This window comes from Clostridium tunisiense TJ (assembly GCF_000300195.1).
Taxonomy (GTDB): domain Bacteria; phylum Bacillota; class Clostridia; order Clostridiales; family Clostridiaceae; genus Clostridium_J; species Clostridium_J tunisiense.
Genome location: NZ_AMQH01000002.1, coordinates 97,008 through 114,082 on the forward strand (window position 1 = coordinate 97,008; position 17,075 = coordinate 114,082).

The 17,075-nt window shown below is 32.0% G+C and carries 17 protein-coding genes; 2 read left to right on the forward strand and 15 right to left on the reverse strand.

Annotation, left to right across the window (positions count from 1 at the left end; genetic code table 11):
* Positions 1 to 17 precede the first annotated feature (17 nt).
* Positions 18 to 1,367: a DUF4317 family protein gene (locus C661_RS0100565; RefSeq protein WP_017413344.1), complete on the forward strand. Its 1,350-nt coding sequence runs from the start codon at positions 18 to 20 to the stop codon at positions 1,365 to 1,367.
* 310 nt (positions 1,368 to 1,677) lie between these two features.
* On the opposite strand, the gene C661_RS0100570 is transcribed toward C661_RS0100565, so the two are convergent.
* From C661_RS0100570 to C661_RS0100630, 13 genes are all read right to left on the reverse strand, one after another.
* Positions 1,678 to 3,024, reverse strand: coding sequence for a B12-binding domain-containing radical SAM protein (locus tag C661_RS0100570; protein WP_017413345.1), 1,347 nt, complete (start codon positions 3,022 to 3,024; stop codon positions 1,678 to 1,680).
* A 67-nt stretch (positions 3,025 to 3,091) separates the two neighbouring features.
* Positions 3,092 to 3,301 (reverse strand): helix-turn-helix domain-containing protein, encoded by a 210-nt coding sequence (locus tag C661_RS0100575; protein ID WP_017413346.1) that lies wholly within the window; start codon positions 3,299 to 3,301, stop codon positions 3,092 to 3,094.
* Between the two features lie 60 nt (positions 3,302 to 3,361).
* The gene (locus C661_RS0100580; RefSeq protein ID WP_017413347.1) at positions 3,362 to 3,814 is read right to left on the reverse strand and encodes a DUF2975 domain-containing protein; all 453 of its coding nucleotides are present in this window, start codon (positions 3,812 to 3,814) and stop codon (positions 3,362 to 3,364) included.
* Between the two features lie 251 nt (positions 3,815 to 4,065).
* Positions 4,066 to 5,334: an MFS transporter gene (locus tag C661_RS0100585; protein WP_017413348.1), complete on the reverse strand. Its 1,269-nt coding sequence runs from the start codon at positions 5,332 to 5,334 to the stop codon at positions 4,066 to 4,068.
* A gap of 208 nt (positions 5,335 to 5,542) precedes the next feature.
* Positions 5,543 to 6,388 carry a class I SAM-dependent methyltransferase gene (locus C661_RS0100590; RefSeq protein ID WP_017413349.1) on the reverse strand — a complete coding sequence of 282 codons (846 nt, stop codon included), beginning with the start codon at positions 6,386 to 6,388 and terminating at the stop codon, positions 5,543 to 5,545.
* A 286-nt stretch (positions 6,389 to 6,674) separates the two neighbouring features.
* On the reverse strand, positions 6,675 to 7,058 hold the full coding sequence (gene panD, locus C661_RS0100595; protein ID WP_017413350.1) for an aspartate 1-decarboxylase: 384 nt from the start codon (positions 7,056 to 7,058) through the stop codon (positions 6,675 to 6,677).
* A gap of 12 nt (positions 7,059 to 7,070) precedes the next feature.
* Complete coding sequence (panC, locus tag C661_RS0100600; RefSeq protein WP_017413351.1) at positions 7,071 to 7,916, reverse strand: pantoate--beta-alanine ligase; 846 nt, start codon at positions 7,914 to 7,916, stop codon at positions 7,071 to 7,073.
* Between the two features lie 16 nt (positions 7,917 to 7,932).
* Positions 7,933 to 8,760 (reverse strand): 3-methyl-2-oxobutanoate hydroxymethyltransferase, encoded by an 828-nt coding sequence (gene panB / locus C661_RS0100605; RefSeq protein WP_017413352.1) that lies wholly within the window; start codon positions 8,758 to 8,760, stop codon positions 7,933 to 7,935.
* 5 nt (positions 8,761 to 8,765) lie between these two features.
* Positions 8,766 to 9,617, reverse strand: a complete 852-nt coding sequence (locus C661_RS0100610) for a Rossmann-like and DUF2520 domain-containing protein (RefSeq protein ID WP_242825958.1) — start codon at positions 9,615 to 9,617, stop codon at positions 8,766 to 8,768.
* 347 nt (positions 9,618 to 9,964) lie between these two features.
* A complete protein-coding gene (locus C661_RS22545) occupies positions 9,965 to 10,780 on the reverse strand; it encodes a GNAT family N-acetyltransferase (protein ID WP_017413354.1) in 816 nt (271 codons plus the stop codon).
* A gap of 275 nt (positions 10,781 to 11,055) precedes the next feature.
* Entirely contained in the window at positions 11,056 to 12,180 is a 1,125-nt protein-coding gene (locus C661_RS0100620; protein WP_017413355.1) for a radical SAM protein, read from the reverse strand.
* A 285-nt stretch (positions 12,181 to 12,465) separates the two neighbouring features.
* Complete coding sequence (locus C661_RS0100625; protein ID WP_017413356.1) at positions 12,466 to 13,245, reverse strand: nucleotidyltransferase domain-containing protein; 780 nt, start codon at positions 13,243 to 13,245, stop codon at positions 12,466 to 12,468.
* A 23-nt stretch (positions 13,246 to 13,268) separates the two neighbouring features.
* Positions 13,269 to 14,606 carry a helix-turn-helix domain-containing protein gene (locus tag C661_RS0100630; RefSeq protein WP_017413357.1) on the reverse strand — a complete coding sequence of 446 codons (1,338 nt, stop codon included), beginning with the start codon at positions 14,604 to 14,606 and terminating at the stop codon, positions 13,269 to 13,271.
* A 259-nt stretch (positions 14,607 to 14,865) separates the two neighbouring features.
* Here C661_RS0100630 and C661_RS0100635 point away from each other — a divergent pair, with 259 nt between their 5' ends.
* The gene (locus C661_RS0100635; protein ID WP_017413358.1) at positions 14,866 to 15,627 is read left to right on the forward strand and encodes an SDR family oxidoreductase; all 762 of its coding nucleotides are present in this window, start codon (positions 14,866 to 14,868) and stop codon (positions 15,625 to 15,627) included.
* 68 nt (positions 15,628 to 15,695) lie between these two features.
* Here the strand turns inward: C661_RS0100635 and C661_RS0100640 are convergent, their stop codons facing one another.
* Both C661_RS0100640 and C661_RS0100645 read right to left on the reverse strand, forming a co-directional pair.
* Positions 15,696 to 16,361: a DUF4956 domain-containing protein gene (locus C661_RS0100640; protein ID WP_017413359.1), complete on the reverse strand. Its 666-nt coding sequence runs from the start codon at positions 16,359 to 16,361 to the stop codon at positions 15,696 to 15,698.
* The gene (locus tag C661_RS0100645) at positions 16,358 to 17,068 is read right to left on the reverse strand and encodes a polyphosphate polymerase domain-containing protein (RefSeq protein WP_017413360.1); all 711 of its coding nucleotides are present in this window, start codon (positions 17,066 to 17,068) and stop codon (positions 16,358 to 16,360) included. The genes C661_RS0100640 and C661_RS0100645 overlap by 4 nt, the downstream gene beginning before the upstream one ends.
* Between the last annotated feature and the right edge of the window lie 7 nt (positions 17,069 to 17,075).

A 17,075-nucleotide genomic window follows, 5' to 3' on the forward strand; every position in this document is an offset into this window, starting at 1 on the left:
AAATTTAAGGGGGACTTATGAAAAAGAAAGATATACTAGAATTAAAAAGACGTTTTAAAAAAGCCGAATGTACCTTTACTAAAATGTGCGGCTGCTATGTAGACGGTGAGAAAAACATTGTATTAAAAATTAAAGAAACTTTTTTAAACCTAAGGGATGAAGAATTCTTTAAATATTTAGAGATTGCTAAAAAAACCCTATCGGGTACTGTGGGTAATAATCTTTTAGAACTTAGCTTTCCACTTGATGAAGAAAATATAAATAGCAGACAACTTTCTCTATTCGAACTTAAGAATAGTAAACTAAAAAATGATGGACTTCTTGATAATTTTTATAATTTAATCATAGACAGTTATGACTATGCAGGTAATTTTCTAATACTTATTTTTCACGATGCTTACGATGTTATTACAAGAACTACGGACAATTCAAAATTAGATGAATCAGAAGAAGTATATGAGTACCTATTATGTGCAATATGTCCAGTGTCTCTTACTGAACCAGGTCTTGGATACTTTGAAGATGAAAATCGAATTGGTGCAAGAATTAGAGATTGGGTAGTTGGTCAACCTGAGGTAGGCTTTATTTTCCCAGCTTTCACAGATCGTAGCACTGATGTTAACTCCATTATGTACTACACAAAAAACGCAAAGGCTCCTCATCCAGAATTAATGGAAAAAGCTTTAGGCTGTAGTTCAAAACAAACTGCTACTGAGCAGAAAGAAGCCTTCACTGCTATTATCCGTGAAGCCCTTGGGGATGATGAAAAAAAATCTGAAGGTTTATTCATGGAAATTCAAGAAACCCTTAATAATATAGTGGAGGAGCATAATACCATTAATGGTAAGGATGCTGAACCTATAATTTTGACTAATGATAGTATTCAAGATATTTTAATTGAAAGTGGGCTTTCTGAAGAAATCACAGCAAAAATTGAAAAATCTTATACAGAAGAATTTGGTGATGCTCCTCCTGTAGTAGAGCATTTAATAGATAAAAAAGTACTTGCAGCTAACGAGCAAAGAAAAAAGGAAGAAAAACTTCATAAGAAAATACAAATACTTGAGGAAATACTTGAGGAAACAAAACAAGAAAATTCTGTTGACACAGAAAAGGAATCAGCTATAGAAGCAGCCACTGATGAACTGTTAGAAACAACTTCTTCTGATAACTCAGAAGAAAACACTGACTCTGCCACTGAAGTAGAAACTGCTACTACTGCTGAAAACTATGATATTGTACTTAAGGTAAAGCCTGAAAAAGTACCTCAAATAAGATCTGAAATAATCGAAGGTAAAAAGTGTATTATTATTCCTGTGGAAGATAATGAACAAGCTAATGTAAATGGTATTACTGCAGAACTTTAACTAGTTACTACCCATGGTTCTTATAAATGTTCTTATCTAAAACCAAAAAAATCTCAGAAAAGCTATTTTAGTCTCATTAAAGGCTTTGAAAATAAAGAATATAAGATTTCTATTAAAAGCCTAGGTTAAAATCTTTATTAAGCTTTCATGACATGCTCCCCTCACCTACGCTCTTCTTTCATGAGCAAGGAAGGCTAAAAGGTTAGGGGACTTCTTGTGCATTAGGTTAAACAAGAAAAAACTTAAATAACCCAGAAAAATCTAAACATTAGATTTTTCTGGGTTTTATAGTATAACAAAATTCCCATACCTACTTTATAAAATAAGCCAACCACCTAAAAAATCTTCCTATATTTTTAAAAGAAACTATATTGCACACTGCTTCGGTGAGCTTTCCAAACTTCCTATAAAATAAATTAAATGCTAGAAAGGGAATCCATTGTTCTTTAGCTTTTGGTAGTCTCTTCATTATATTTTTAAAGGTGTATACTTCTTTGTATATCCATAGATAGCCATTATATAATTCCTCTGCTGTGATATTCTTAGGTTTATATACCACATGAGCAGTGTTATAATTTGATAAATTATAATCTACAATTCTATTTTCCTCTAATAGTGATGAGTATAACTTTGTGCCAGGATATGGAGTTAGGATATGTGACGTTACAGTTTCTATCTTGTTTTTAACTATCCATTCTAAGGTATTCTTAAATACAGAGCCATCATCTTCATCTAACCCAAAAACAAAACTTGCATTTATCATTATTCCTCTTTTATGAATTTCACCTACAAGTTTTTCATATCTGTTTACACTATTTTGCACCTTATGGACACTATCTATGGATTTACTATTTATACTTTCAAAACCTATAAATAGACTTTGGCAACCAGAATCCTTCATTTCATCTAATAACTCTGGCATGTCCACTATATTGGAAGTAACCGCTGCATTCCACTTTAGTTTTAGTGGTTTTATTCCCTTCAGCAATTCTTTTGTCCATTTAGGATTTCCAATAAAATTATCATCAATAAACATTATATGTCTTGTTTTTAATGCCTTTATATCTTTAATTACATCTTCTATAGGTCTATTGATATAAGTTTTAAGTGTATCTTTGCAACTATTATAGCAAAAATCACATTTAAAAGGACATCCTCTGCTTGTACTAATTATATTAGTATATAAGTACTTTTTATTATCAATACTCTGATAACTAGGTGATATTATTTCCTCCCCAGAAATACCTTCCATATCATAATATATCTTCTTAAGTGAATTATTTTCTTTATCCTTAAGTATTTTCCACCAAACTCTCTCAGCCATTCCAACACATATTACATCGAAACTATTAGAAGTTCCCTCTGGATCCGCTGTAATATGTATGCCTCCAGCAACTACTGTTATTCCTCGTTTTTGAAACTCCCTTGCTATCTCCACTGCTCTATTCATAACATCTACAGTAACAGTTATTGCTACTAAATCCACAGATTCATTAAAGTTTATGCTTTCAATATTTTCATTCTCAATAATAACTTCATGGTCTTTAGGTGTAAGATTTGCTATTGTTAATAAAGCTAAGGAAGGAGACATTCTTGTTTTTAACTTTGTGTCCATAGGCCTTGGTAGCATTGCAGGTTGAATTAACTTAATCTTCATATATTACCTCACTAAATAAACTTTACTCACCCTTTAACTAATTAGCGTTCAGCCTTCACCCTCTCATTTATGTGTCATTTCTATATTCTAAAATATCGCCTGGCTGACAGTCCAAAGCTTTACATATTGCCTCTAAAGTTGAGAATCTAATGGCCTTAGCCTTTCCATTCTTTAATATAGAGAGATTTGCCATGGTTATTCCAACCTTTTCTGTAAGTTCTGTGACGCTCATTTTCCTTTTAGCTAGCATCACATCAATATTAATTATAATTGCCATATTGCTTCCCTCCTGTATTCCTAATTCTGCCTTAAACAATTTTTAATTGTTTATTTAGCCTTACACAGTTAAATCATTTTCTGATTTAATATCAATAGCTTCTTTTAAAAGCCTTTGAAGAACAGCAGCGAATACTGCAATCACAACTGATGCAAAAATAATAATAATTGGAAACCCTACAAGTCCTGGGGCATCGTCTGCTTCCGCTATAGGATATAAAAATGGTGTAAGTGCTGCAAACATAATGCTAATTGTATTTGCACAGTATTTTATATTCTTTAAAGCCTTTACAGATAATTCCGAGAAAGCTTTATTCTTATCAATATAGCTTAAAAGTTTTAAAGCCTGATAAAGAGCAAAGAAATAAGTTATTGCCGCTATATAAACCCCCATTATAATAGAAAAATGTAAATAGTTTATAAACCCAGGCACCCAAAATATACATAGCCCAAGAACCGGAATCCCAATAAGAATAACAACTATTTTCAAAAAAATTGTTGAATATCGTTTCATAAAAAGCACCTCATTTTTGATTAATAATTACAAACATTGCATCTCGTATTACTATTAACCTTTTTTTTTAAATTTATATATAGAATATCACATTGTTTATCGTTTATCAATAAGTTTTTATTGATTTTTGCTGTATAAGGTAAATAAAAAAGATGACTTCCTTTCAATAAGAAATCATCTCAATATTAACACTCTATTCCATTTCAACAAAACTTCTTTTAACTCTATCTGTATTCACCTTTATAAAATTGCTAACTTAAATTTCTATTGGCTGGTTTCACTTCCACTTCTATTTTTGTTCCTGCTTCTTCATTTATTACTGCTACCTTTGCCACAGCGAGGTTAACTAGAGAAGCTACAGCTGCAAAGAAGAATATATACTGCGGACCAAAGGCAGTCCAAATGATTCCTCCTATATATGCACATATTATTGATACAATATGATCCATACTCATACCAAAGGACAAAGTAGGAGTAATTTCAGATTCATCCACTGCTATAGAGCGAAGATAAATTGTTTTTATCATACTCATCTGCATAGACATACGGTCAAGTATAATTAATACAAAGGTTAAAATAACAGGTATACCTACCTTACTAAGAACTCCTGTTGAAAACCCCGATGCTAAAAATCCATAGGCAACATATACCACTATAAAGGATATGGCATCAACATAAAGCATCTTTCTTATACCATATCTGTCAAGCCATCTACCTAATGCAGGAATGAAAAATATACCTATAAAGGAGCCTATTATCCCCAAAATTGCGATGGTGTCAGCCTTCTTACTTAAAAGATCGATAAGTACCCAAGGGCCATAAACTGCCATTATCTGCTTTTGAACTCCTGTCATTATTGCTAAAATATAATAATATTTGTACTCCTTACGGAATATAAACTTTAGTTTTCTTTCTTCCTTAATTGGAACCTTTACAATTTTGTTCATATAAAGAAGCAATATAAAGACTACTACAAAAATCACAGCTGCAATAAGAAATATAATCTTTACAGGTGCAGTTAAACTAAAAAATCCAGTCCTAAACCCAACAAATACCGCAACGCTAGCAAGCATACTAAAAGCTGTGCTAACTCCCTTGTAGCGACCCATTCTCTTTCCTACTTCTTCATCCTTTATAAGAGACATTCCTATGCCATCAGATAAGGGGAAAAATAAATGCATCCCCATAGAATTGATAAAAAGAAATATACACATTACTGCAAAAGGGGGAGTTAAAAATCCTAAAAATAAAAGTCCTATAGCACTTAAAAGCTGTGCAATGATTGCAATACGCACATCCCCTAAAAATGACAGCAATGAAATTACTACAATTGAAATTATTCCAGGTAATTCTCTAGGAAACTCAATTACCCCTCTTTGAAAAGCATTTACATTATAAGCTTCCTTAAAGTAATTTGAAAAAACCCCATCACTAAGTCCAAGGCCAAGAGCCGTTAACGCCAATATTAAAAAATAAAGTGTAACTTCCTTTTTTCCCGTCCTAATTGTTCCCATTTTCATTATACATTCCCCCAAAACAAGTTTTGTTCATTAAGGCATCTTCAAAAATAAGTAAGTCAGATACCAAATACCGCTCTTATAATCATATATCGAAAGTATTTATGAATGCAATGGCTATATTCATTTCAATGAATATATAACTTAAAAACCCAGAAAAATCTACAAGTTAGATTTTTCTGGGTTTTATAACTTTGTCAATGAAAGCCCATTAGTCATTAATATTTTTATTTACAATGGAGTTTTCAAAAGATAGGGCTTCATCCTCTTCTCTTTTGTCTTCTTTCTTTATCAAAATGTCTAAAGTGTGAGCACTAGCCCCTAATAAATCTGGTCTTTCACAAGTGGAAAAATGATAATCTAGAAAAAGCTTAAAGGTTTCTTCATCCATATCATTTATGATAGGACGCATATAATTAGCTGGTCCATCAGCTGCAATTATTTTTAACCTTTCTATTTCAGCTTGTTCATTAATCTTATTAATATCTTCAAGTCTTACATAATCATATAAGTCTTCTGGCTCTGATATGACATGAAAATCTTTGCTTAGTTTGCCTTTTTCAATAGATGTACGGATATTATTTTCCTTAAATCCATAAGTTAACACGCTGTATTCATTCATGCAATAAGCTACTAAGATAATCCCACCAACCTTTGTTACTCTTTTAGCCTCTTGTAAAGCCTTCACCTTGTCCTCAAATTTGTACAAATGATACATAGGTCCAAACACTAAGGTTATGTCAAAGGTATTTTCCTCAAATCTTGATAAATCTAAGGCAGTTCCTTGCATTGCTTTTACTGTACTTCCCTTTGATTTTAAAATTCCTAGATTATGTTTCACAAGTTCAATGGCTGTAACATCATAGCCTTCATTGGCTAACTGTACAGAATATCTTCCTGTACCTGCCCCAACATCTAAGATTTTTGGGTTCTCATAATTTTCGAGATACTGATGAATATATTTCATTGAAGTTAAGAACTCTACTTGTGCATATTTTCTTGTTAATCTTTTATCTTCACAAAACTTATTATAATATTTCTCTAATTCTATTGTCATATGTTTATATACCTCACCCAATTGTTATAGTATAAATTAATTAATCGAAAGCTTGTCCTTAACTATTATACTATAGATTTAGATTAGGATAAACCGTCTCTTACACATGTAATTATTACCTTAGTCATTTAGAAATAAATAACAAATCAAAGATGTGAAGGCTATTTTGTGTTCATAAGCAAGCTTTTGCCGACAAGGAACCTACTGGCGTAGTATAACTCAAACTAGTCAAACATACTGCTTTATTTCTTTTTGAAAATCCCTTACTAGCCAGCTATTGGTTTCTCTATGAAATCTCCCCGTGTTTCTCGTAACTACCTACCTTAGATATTGCATTGTTTTCATCAACAAACACAACCTTTGGTTTATGAGTTTTTGCTTCCTCATTATGAAGCCCACAGTAACACATTATAATAATCTTATCTCCCTTTTGAACGCATCTTGCTGCTGCCCCATTTAAGCAAATAACTCCACTTCCAGCTTCCCCTGCAATAACATAAGTCTCAAATCTTTCTCCATTATCTATGTCTGCAATTGCAACCTGCTCATATTCTAGAATTCCTGCTGAATCCATTAAGTCTTTATCTATGGTTATGCTTCCTACATAATTTAATTCTGCCTGAGTAACTGTTGCTCTATGAATCTTTGATTTTAACATATTAATTATCATGATGTATCTCCCTTACACTTCAAAGATGAAATTATCAATTAATCTAGTTTTACCAATAAATACAGCTATTGCTACTAACACACTCTTATCAATTGTAGCTACTTCTGTAAGAGATAAGCTATCAACTACATTAACGTAATCAATCCGTGCTAAAGGCTCACTAGTAAGGATTTCATTAATTATTGCTTTTATCTTTTCTCCACTTCTCTCACCCTTATAGAGAGCTTCTTTAGCACTATTTAAGCTTCTACTTAATACAAGAGCTGCTTTTCTCTCTTCTGTATTTAGATATGTGTTTCTTGAGCTCATAGCAAGGCCATCAATTTCTCTAACTATAGGGCATGGCACTATTTCCACTGGTATATCTAAATCTCTTACCATCCTCTTTATTACAGCCAGTTGCTGTGCATCCTTTTCCCCAAAGTAAGCTTTATCAGGTAATACAATATTAAATAATTTTGTTACAACAGTACAAACTCCTCTAAAATGGCCTGGCCTTTTAGCTCCACATAACCCTTCAGTTATTCCATTCATATCTACATAGGTTGAAAAGTCCCCTAAATACATTTCTTCATTAGAAGGATTAAAAATTAAATCTCCACCAGCAGCTTCAACAATTTTTCCATCTCTTTCTAGGTCTCTTGGATAACTTGAAAAGTCTTCTTTTGGACCAAATTGAATAGGATTTACAAATATACTTACTACTACCTTGTGATTTTCTTTACTTGCCATTTCTACCAAGGAACCGTGACCTTCATGCAAATACCCCATAGTAGGAACAAATCCTACTGAAAGACCTTGTTTTCTCCACTGTTTAACTATATCTCTAACCTCTTTTACACTATGAACTATCTTCATGGTTTTATCCCCTTTACTAATATAGTTTTTCTAATACTTCTTCATCTATTTTAAATTCATGCTCTTTTGCGGGAAAGGACCCAGCTTTTACTTCTTCAATATATTGTTTAAAAGCTTCTCTCATATGATATCCTACATCAGAGAACTGCTTAACAAATTTAGGCTTAAAGCCTGAAAACATGCCAAGCATATCCTGATATACAAGGATTTGACCATCGCAACCTTTTCCGGCTCCTATTCCTATTGTGGGTATGCTTACTCTTCTTGTAATAAGTTCTGCAAGTTTAGCAGGAACACATTCTAATACTATAGCAAAGGCCCCTGCCTCTTCTAATATCTGTGCCTCTTCAATAAGTTTTCTAGCAGCATCCTCACTTTTTCCCTGAACCTTAAAGCCCCCAAAGGCATTTACTGATTGAGGGGTTAGTCCCAAATGTCCCATTACTGGTATTGAAGCCTTAACTATTGCACTTACCTGGTCTGCTACAGCTGCTCCACCCTCTAATTTAACAGCATTTGCATTTCCTTCTTTTATAAGCCTTCCTGCATTACACACGGCATCATATATAGAGGTTTGGTAAGACATAAAAGGCATATCTCCAACAATAAGAGCATTTTTTGCCCCTCTTGCTACTGCCTTTGTATGATGAATCATATCCTCCATAGTAACACTTAAGGTATCCTCATACCCAAGACATACCATTCCAAGTGAATCACCAACAAGAATACCATTTATCTCCGATTCATCTATAAGCTTAGCCATTGAGTAATCATAGGCTGTAAGCATTGTGAGTTTTTCACCTTTGATTTTTGCTTCTTTAAAAGTCATCACTGTATTTTTCATATTAACTATTCCCCCAAATATTCATCTAATTTACCATAGTCCCTGTTTGGATTCTTTTCTTTAGCTAGTCTCAGTATTTCCTTTGATAAATCCTTATAGGCAGATATGTGCTCTGCAGGCATTGAGTTGACATGGTTTTTAATAGTATTAAGGTCTCCTCTTTCTATAGGACCAGTCAAAGCCTCAGTTAAGCCTAAACTACGTATATTGTTTATGTTGTAGTTTATAAGAGGATATAAAGCTTCAATTGCCTCTTTTTCCTCAAAGCCATACTCCTTTAAATATCCACTGGCTCTACTAATAAGTCCGCAAAAAATATTGCTTACTGTTACAGAAGCTAAGTGATAAAGAGCTTTATCCTGAGTTTTTATAGGAAGGATATTATTGCCTAAAGACTTAAAAATCCCTATAAGCTCCTTCATATATTTTTCATGACCTTCAATTGTGAACCAAGCCTCCTTAAGAGACTTATAACTTTCATATTTATGTGAAACGGGAAATATGGGATGAATGGAATAAGCATATGCATCAGACTTTTCAATATGAGAAAAAATGTTTGAAGAAAGGGAACCGCTGGTATGACAAATAGCCTTCCCCCGAATATTAAATTCTTTAATTTTTAACCAAATGTTATATATTTCATCGTCAGGTGTAGTTATAAATAAAATATCACTATGATTTATTAAATCACCTATACTTAAGAAATGCCTCGTACCTATAAATACTGAAGCTTCCTTTGAAGAATCCGGATTTTTACTGTAATATCCAGAAACCTCTAATCCCTTCTCAGCAAAATACTTGCCCAGGGAAAAACCAACCTTTCCAGCACCAATAAAACCAATTCTAATAGATATCACCTCTTTTAAATAATGATGATACCTGAAATGAAATATATACCTTAAAATAATTAACCTCAAAGTCTGGTGCAGCTCTTCCGATGCTACCCATAAAACAAATTTAACATAACTGTTATATAGTGTAAAGAAATTATATTTCACTAAATCCACAAGGATTATTTGGAAAAATTTCGGAATTTTGCAAATTGGATTGTATTATACTGCTAATTGAGGAGGGGTAAATTATGTTTAAAAATAATTTTATAGCACTTCTTCCAAGTCACTCAATAGAGTTATAAATAAAAAGAAGCAAGGTTTATGTGAGTATATAAACCTTGACTTCCCAATAATATTTTGTATTACACTATCTAAAATTCAACTATAAGCACATCATATTCTTCAACTTTATAAAATCCAACCTTCTCGGCTATTTTAACAGAACCTAAATTCCTGGTCCAACTATCCCAATAAGGTTCTAGATTTCTTGTAGCACATTCCTTAAGAAAGTTTACAGCTAGAACTGCTCCAACACCTTTCCTTTGCTGTTCTTCAATAGTCTCAATGCCTATTCCACAGTGATTTCTACTTACAAGTTCAGCAGTACACCATGATATTAATTTTCTGCCATCAACAGCACAATATCCAAACCCATTTTTAATAAACCCCTCAATACTCCCCCACATTCCTAATATCTCTTCTTTTAATAATTCAAAATTCTCTAGTCTACTATCCTTAAGCACTTCTTCATTAATAGGTTTAACTTCATATGAGGAACTTTCTGGAGTTTTATATTGAATATTTGCTATATCATATTTATACAAAGCTCTCTTATCTTGGTAAACTTTTAAATCATAAAATACATCTAGTAGTGCATTTTTCCATAAATCTGATGTATAGGAAATTTTAATATAGTCATAGAATTCTTTTTTCAAGTCTTCAGTTAAAATATATTCTTTAATATATTCGATGCACCGAGTATATTCTTCATGCGCAGTAGTATCGCCACCAACATATATTACAAAATTACCTTTATCAAAAATTACATATAACTCAGGATTTATCAATCTATTCAAGTATATTTCTCCTGGTGTATTTCCTTCAATAATTGACTGAAAAACAAAGTTCTTACTACTTGAATTAAATATTTTTTTTACTATTTCAAAATCACTATCTATTTTATACATGATATTCTCCCCCTAACTTAAAACTAACTATTTTGGAATATTTTGTATTAGGCTTTATGAATAGTATATACTATGAAATCCATTAGTACAAAAAAAAGAAAAGAGCAAAGCTTATTATTGGAAAATATAAAGACTTCACTCGTAGAAATTCAAGATATTCAGATAAGCAGTTATTATTGAAAGGATATTTTATAGTAAATTTAGAAATATATAGGGAAACCCTCCAAACTGATGGTTTATTTAACATCAGTTTGGAGGTTTGCATGAAAGGCTTTCTAAAAAATAAGTTCTCCTGGTTTATATCCATCTGGCAATTCTTCTTCACTTAAAAATTTGAAACTGTCATCACGTAGTATTGGTAAAAATGCTTCGTATGGCATCTTTGGAAACTCGCAGCCATAACTACTAGCTCCAAACCATTTACCTTCTTTGCTGCTCAAGTTTAAATCTCTAGCAAATTTTGTATGGTTTGAGCAATCATGAACTACTAAATCCCATTTTTCTTCATCAGCTATTTTCATAAACTTTAGAGTTAATTCTCTACTCCAAGTTGGAGATATATAACCGTGTCTAGCGATATACATGTTTTCTCCATAGTAATTGTCTATGTTATTCTCATTTAAATGTAATTCTGCACAATTGATAAAATCAAGGTTTGTATCTAAAATCGCTTGCTTTTTCTTAAAGAATACTTCGAAAAACTCAGGAGTCATTGGAGTTTCAATTCCTACGTTTTTAATATATTTCTTTGCTATTCCAATGTTTTCAATAACCTTGTCTGAACACTTAGAAGCACCTAAGTTGAAACGTATCTCGTCAAGGCCAGCTTCTCCTAATGCTTTTAAGGTCTCCTCTGTAGCTAAAATTCCATTTGTATATAAATGTTGATGAATCCCTGCATCCTTAAACTTCTTTATTACGGAATAGTATTTTTCGATTTCCATGAATGGCTCTAAATAAACATAGGAAATACCAGTAGGTTTCTTGTAGGTAGAAAGAAGCAAATCAATATCTTTCTCATAAAATTTTGTACCACCAATTTCCCACATACCTTCACCAACTGGAGGAATATCATCTAGTTCTCCATAATTGTAACAGAACTTACACTCAATGTTACATTTATTGGTTTTTCTAATTGCACTTAAGCCAGTACCCATTAGACAAGAACCACACCCCTTTGGAAATTTACTTTCATTTCCTACAAAATAAGTTCTATTCTTCAAAGTTTTTAAGCCTTTAATTTCTGACATTAATTTATCATTTCTATGATCAATGGCTTCCTCAATTTGCGCAAAGGTAGAGTAAATGATTTCTTTTTGTTTTGTCATCAGTTCCTCTTCTTCAGGCAACATTGAAAAAAATTCAAACCATAATAACGCATCTTTCTTTGAAATTTTCATAATGTATCCTCCTCTAATTATCCTCCTGAAGACTCAATTTAAGTCTTCTTGCTACACTTATTAATGAAATTACTGTCTCCACATATATTGTATAAGGAAACATAACTCATAAAAGTTCAATTAATTATAACACTTTTTATATTTAAAAAAACTAAGAATATAAACCCATATTGATAAGTCTATAAAAAATTCAACCCATTAGTAAAAACCCAGGACAAAACTGTCATGGGTTTCAATTATATAGGCTAAGCATAGCAGGTGAAATTCATATAATAATAGCTTATACTAACTTCTCTTAGCCTCCCTAAGCTCAGCCACAGTGCTGTTAAACCATCTTATAGCCTCCTTGTGCTTTAAGCTTAAGTCTTCAATACCAGTAATAAAGTAAAGCTCCTCCAGCTTCTTTACTACTTTCTTAGGTAAATCATAATACACATACCTTGATTTAAAATTATACCTATAGGGATTATACTTCATTCTTAAAACCTCTACCAAAGGGCTTAAAGTAAAGTTATTATAAAAGGCTAAGGCCTCTATTCGATTATCCCTATTAATTTCTTTTTCAATTAAAAATTGATATATATTAAAAAGTTTTTCTACATTTTCTAATCTTGTGTTTAACTGAGCATAAAATTTTTCTTCGTCAATAGGTTTTATTTCTGTTAAATTTTCTTTATCAAAGTGAACTAAAACCTCCCCATGTATTTCTCTTTGAAGGAACTTTTCAGAACCACTGTGTTTTACAACACATACTTCTATCACCATAAACCTACTTATTCCCTCCAGCTTATAAACCTTTTGATAAGCTCCCTCGGACATAGGTTGAGGACACTCATAACTTATTTCTATAGGTGCTAAAGCTTCTAGTGCTTTATCTATGATTGGAAATACAGCTCTTACTTTATCATCATCAGCATCAACCACTATATCAATATCTGACCATTGATCTACCCTTTTAAAGGCTGAAGAACCACATTGCCACATTCCATATACATAATCTAAAGGCTTTAATGCCTCTGCAATAGCCTTTAAAATTTCTTCTCTTCCTAAGATTTTCTCTCCCATGATAATTCCCCCTATTTTATATTCTAATGGCCTTTACTTACTTTATTAGACTCTTTTAATAGGATGTAAGCCTTCTCATAATCCCCTTTTAGAGAATAAACTTCACTTAAACTACTGTAAGCAAAAGATAATTCCTTTAGGGCGTACAATTCAAAGCCCTTATACCCTGTATTTATATATTCTTCAATTTCTTTTATAGCTTCCTCAATTTCTGAAATAGCTTTTTCTAATTCATAAAGCTTACAATAGCACAAACCTTTATATACTTTTGCTGTTATCATATAAATACAATCCATTTGATATTTAGGTTTTTCTTCGTAGTTTATTTCCATTAAAGCTTCAAGGGCCTCATTATAGTTACTCATTAAGTATTGTGCCTTTGCATACTCTATATAATAGTAAAAAGTTTTATCTCCTGCATTATCCACTAATAAATTTAAATATTTTATAGCTTCTACTGGATTGCCCTTTTGGTTTTCACATTTAGCATAGTTATGATAGATTTTGGCTAAGTTTAATTTATTCCCTGTAAACTCCACATATTTTCTAGCTTCATTAGAGTTTAACTCAAAGTTATTAAAATCACCCTGTAACATATAAGTTATTGCTAAAATTCTGTAAGCATCATCTAATCTGTAGTAAAGATTATTGTCTCTGGATAAGGAAATTGCTTTTTTACACACCTCTATTGTCTTTTCATAACTTCCTAAGGCAAAATGTATCGCAGGCTGCATTACTAACATTTCAATTTCTAAAAATATATCTTTAGTACTAGATTTATTGTAAATTTCGTATATTTTATCCAAGATCTCTAAGCAATCCTTATAATCATAGTTTTCAATACCTAATTTTAATAAGTTTATATTTGCTCTTGCAGCATCCACATATAACATATTGCTTATATATGTACTGCTGCATTTTTCTATAAGCTTTCTTCCCTCTTCAACCTTTTGGAGCTTAAGCTTAGAAACTCCTAACCTGTTAATTACATCAGCATATATCTTGCTTTTCTCATTAAAAGTGTACAAATTTAAAAGCTTCTCAAGGTCTTTCTCAGCTAGTTTATAAGCTTTTTCTTTTATAAACTTATCAATATCATTCAAATCGCTAAGTATTATGTTCATAGGCATTTGTTCTTCTTGCTGTTTTCTATGGTCTGTTACATCATCTTCAAGTAAATAGGCTATTGGCATATCAAGTTTCCTTGCAATATACTCTAAATTCTTCATAGAAGGGTTTGAATGGCCCGTTTCAATGTGACTTAGCATACTTTTAGTCATTTCACTTCCTGCTAAATCAGATTGTGTCATTTTAAGTTCCTTACGTCGCTCCCTTATCTTTCTCCCTATTGTTGTACTCATTCTTTTCGCTCCTTGTTCTGCTGATATGTTAATCTATAATATTATATTAGTATAATTTAATTAAACTTTCAATCCTTTTTTAGCAAATTAAGCACTATTATTAATTATTTTCTACTTAGTGTTAAAGGTAACTCCTATTTTCTATGCAATATTGTATAATTATATTATACTTTTTTATTTCTTTCTGTTGACAGTATAATATCATTAAACTATAATAATTTTATAATATTTTCCAATTCAAAAATGGGAGGGGATTTTTATGTATAATGAATTTAAAGATAAGGTTGTTTTAGTTACTGGTGGTAACAGCGGCATCGGGAAAGCAACCGCTTTTGCTTTTGCAAAAGAAGGGGCAAAGGTAATTATCTGTGGTAGAGACTCCGAGAAAGGTAAATCAGTGGTTGATGAGAGCAAGAAAAATGGATGGGATATTGATTTTATTCCCACTGATGTTTCTATTGCTGAGGAAGTAAAAAATATGATTGAACAAATAATAAAGAAATATGGACGCATGGATATAGCCTTTAATAACGCAGGAGTAGACGGTGATGTAGCAAGGACTGCTGAATGCTCTATAGAAAATTGGAATAACGTAATGAGTGTTAACACAAACGGAACCTTCTACTGCATGAAGTATGAAATAATTGAAATGCTTAAAACAGGTGGAGGATCAATTGTTAATAATATTTCCTTGTCAGGTCATAGAGGCTACCCAGGATGTATCGCTTATGTTACCAGCAAACATAGTTTAGTTGGACTTACTCAAGGCGCAGCTATGGAATATGCGGGAAAACAAATCAGAATAAATGGAATTTCTCCAGGATTAATCAAAACTCCTATGACAGATAAGGATGCTTCAATGAGAGAAAATTATACTGAATGGGTAAACAACCTTGAACCACTTGGACGCATAGGTCAACCAGAAGAAGTATCTGAAGCTGTGCTTTGGCTTTGTTCTTCTAAGGCTTCCTTTGTCACTGGTCACATAATGGCTGTAGATGGTGGAATCTTGGCTCGTTAACCCTTGAAATCGGTTTTAATTATTAGGGATATCTTATATTTTGAATAGAACTGTTTCTTATTACAGTTCTATTCAAAATAATCTCCTGTAAATTCCACAATTACTGCATTTTCTACACCATCAATTTCTGAAAGAGTTGTAACAAAAGCTGTATTATCACCATTTAGGCGTACTTCATAGGTAAGCTCAGTATATCCCTTAGAGGTTGTCTTATTTTTTAAAACTTTATTGACACCTTCAATTTCTCTCATGACAGCTTTCCCAGCTTCATTTGCATATTTTACAATTAAAATATAAACTCTTTTTCTGCTTCTTACATTTACTAATAAAATATAAATTATAGCAATAAAAATAGTTCCAAGTAATGAAATTATATATAATCCAGCCCCACAGGTCACCCCTACAGCCACTGTCCAAAATAAGAAACCCACATCCAGTGGATCTTTTACAGCAGTTCTGTAACGTACTATAGAAAGAGCACCAACCATACCTAGTGATAATACTACATTAGAGCTTATTACAATAACAATAAAGCAAGTTACCATACTTGTTAGTACAAGTAAAATATTAAAATTGTTGTTATAGATAACTCCTTTAAAAAATTTTCTATAGACAAAATAAACAATCATTCCACAGATAAAAGCTGCTAACATGGACATGATGAATCCACCTATAGTGAGATTTCCTGTTTCCTGTAAAAACCCCTTTTTAAATATATCAGAAAAATTATTCATCTAAGTTGTATCCTCCTCTTCTCTTCTCTACACATCACATATTTTGATATAGCACATTTATCTGTCATTGCTGTGTTCAAAATACTCATAACATGGGTTGGTAAAAAATCATCAAACTTTATTTCCATCACCATAATTTCTTCTTTAAGTACTTTTCTTGTTATATAGTCTTTAGCAAACATATCGTAATTACCTATAGATGAAGATATATCCTTATCAAAGGTAATTCTTACATTTCCAGTAGGTAGAACATAGGCTTCACGCATATATTCTACTGCTACCCCTGGCTTCATCAATCTCGTTTTATTGTATGCCAGAAGTTCTTTACATACTTGCTCTTTTCTATGTGCTAAAAGCTCATAATTGCCAGCTAAAATACAGTCATATTCAGCTCTGGTAAGCGATGCACTGATTTTTGATATGAACTCATCATATTTTTTCTTACATTCTAATCTTATATAGTTATCTTCTAAATTATAACAGCGAATTCTAAACTTCTTTCTAAACCTAATTCCTGATTGTTTCTCTTCAAGGGCTGATTGATACATATCATCAAAATATAAGCTGCTAACTAAGTACCCCTCTTCCCTTTTCATATTAGAATCTGTAAAAATCACCGTTTTAAGACGATTTCTCAGGGTATGATAAACACTTTTATTGATATAATACTTCATTTCATGTCTAAGTGTATGTCCTTGGTATTGCATTAACCCA

Coding starts and splice junctions, on each gene's coding strand:
- C661_RS0100565 (WP_017413344.1), top strand. CDS start 18: ATGAAAAAGAAAGATATACTAGAATTAAAAAGACGTTTTAAAAAAGCC.
- C661_RS0100570 (WP_017413345.1), bottom strand. CDS start 3,024: ATGAAGATTAAGTTAATTCAACCTGCAATGCTACCAAGGCCTATGGAC.
- C661_RS0100575 (WP_017413346.1), bottom strand. CDS start 3,301: ATGGCAATTATAATTAATATTGATGTGATGCTAGCTAAAAGGAAAATG.
- C661_RS0100580 (WP_017413347.1), bottom strand. CDS start 3,814: ATGAAACGATATTCAACAATTTTTTTGAAAATAGTTGTTATTCTTATT.
- C661_RS0100585 (WP_017413348.1), bottom strand. CDS start 5,334: ATGAAAATGGGAACAATTAGGACGGGAAAAAAGGAAGTTACACTTTAT.
- C661_RS0100590 (WP_017413349.1), bottom strand. CDS start 6,388: ATGACAATAGAATTAGAGAAATATTATAATAAGTTTTGTGAAGATAAA.
- panD (WP_017413350.1), bottom strand. CDS start 7,058: ATGATAATTAATATGTTAAAATCAAAGATTCATAGAGCAACAGTTACT.
- panC (WP_017413351.1), bottom strand. CDS start 7,916: ATGAAGATAGTTCATAGTGTAAAAGAGGTTAGAGATATAGTTAAACAG.
- panB (WP_017413352.1), bottom strand. CDS start 8,760: ATGAAAAATACAGTGATGACTTTTAAAGAAGCAAAAATCAAAGGTGAA.
- C661_RS22545 (WP_017413354.1), bottom strand. CDS start 10,780: ATGTATAAAATAGATAGTGATTTTGAAATAGTAAAAAAAATATTTAAT.
- C661_RS0100620 (WP_017413355.1), bottom strand. CDS start 12,180: ATGAAAATTTCAAAGAAAGATGCGTTATTATGGTTTGAATTTTTTTCA.
- C661_RS0100625 (WP_017413356.1), bottom strand. CDS start 13,245: ATGGGAGAGAAAATCTTAGGAAGAGAAGAAATTTTAAAGGCTATTGCA.
- C661_RS0100630 (WP_017413357.1), bottom strand. CDS start 14,606: ATGAGTACAACAATAGGGAGAAAGATAAGGGAGCGACGTAAGGAACTT.
- C661_RS0100635 (WP_017413358.1), top strand. CDS start 14,866: ATGTATAATGAATTTAAAGATAAGGTTGTTTTAGTTACTGGTGGTAAC.
- C661_RS0100640 (WP_017413359.1), bottom strand. CDS start 16,361: ATGAATAATTTTTCTGATATATTTAAAAAGGGGTTTTTACAGGAAACA.
- C661_RS0100645 (WP_017413360.1), bottom strand. CDS start 17,068: ATGCAATACCAAGGACATACACTTAGACATGAAATGAAGTATTATATC.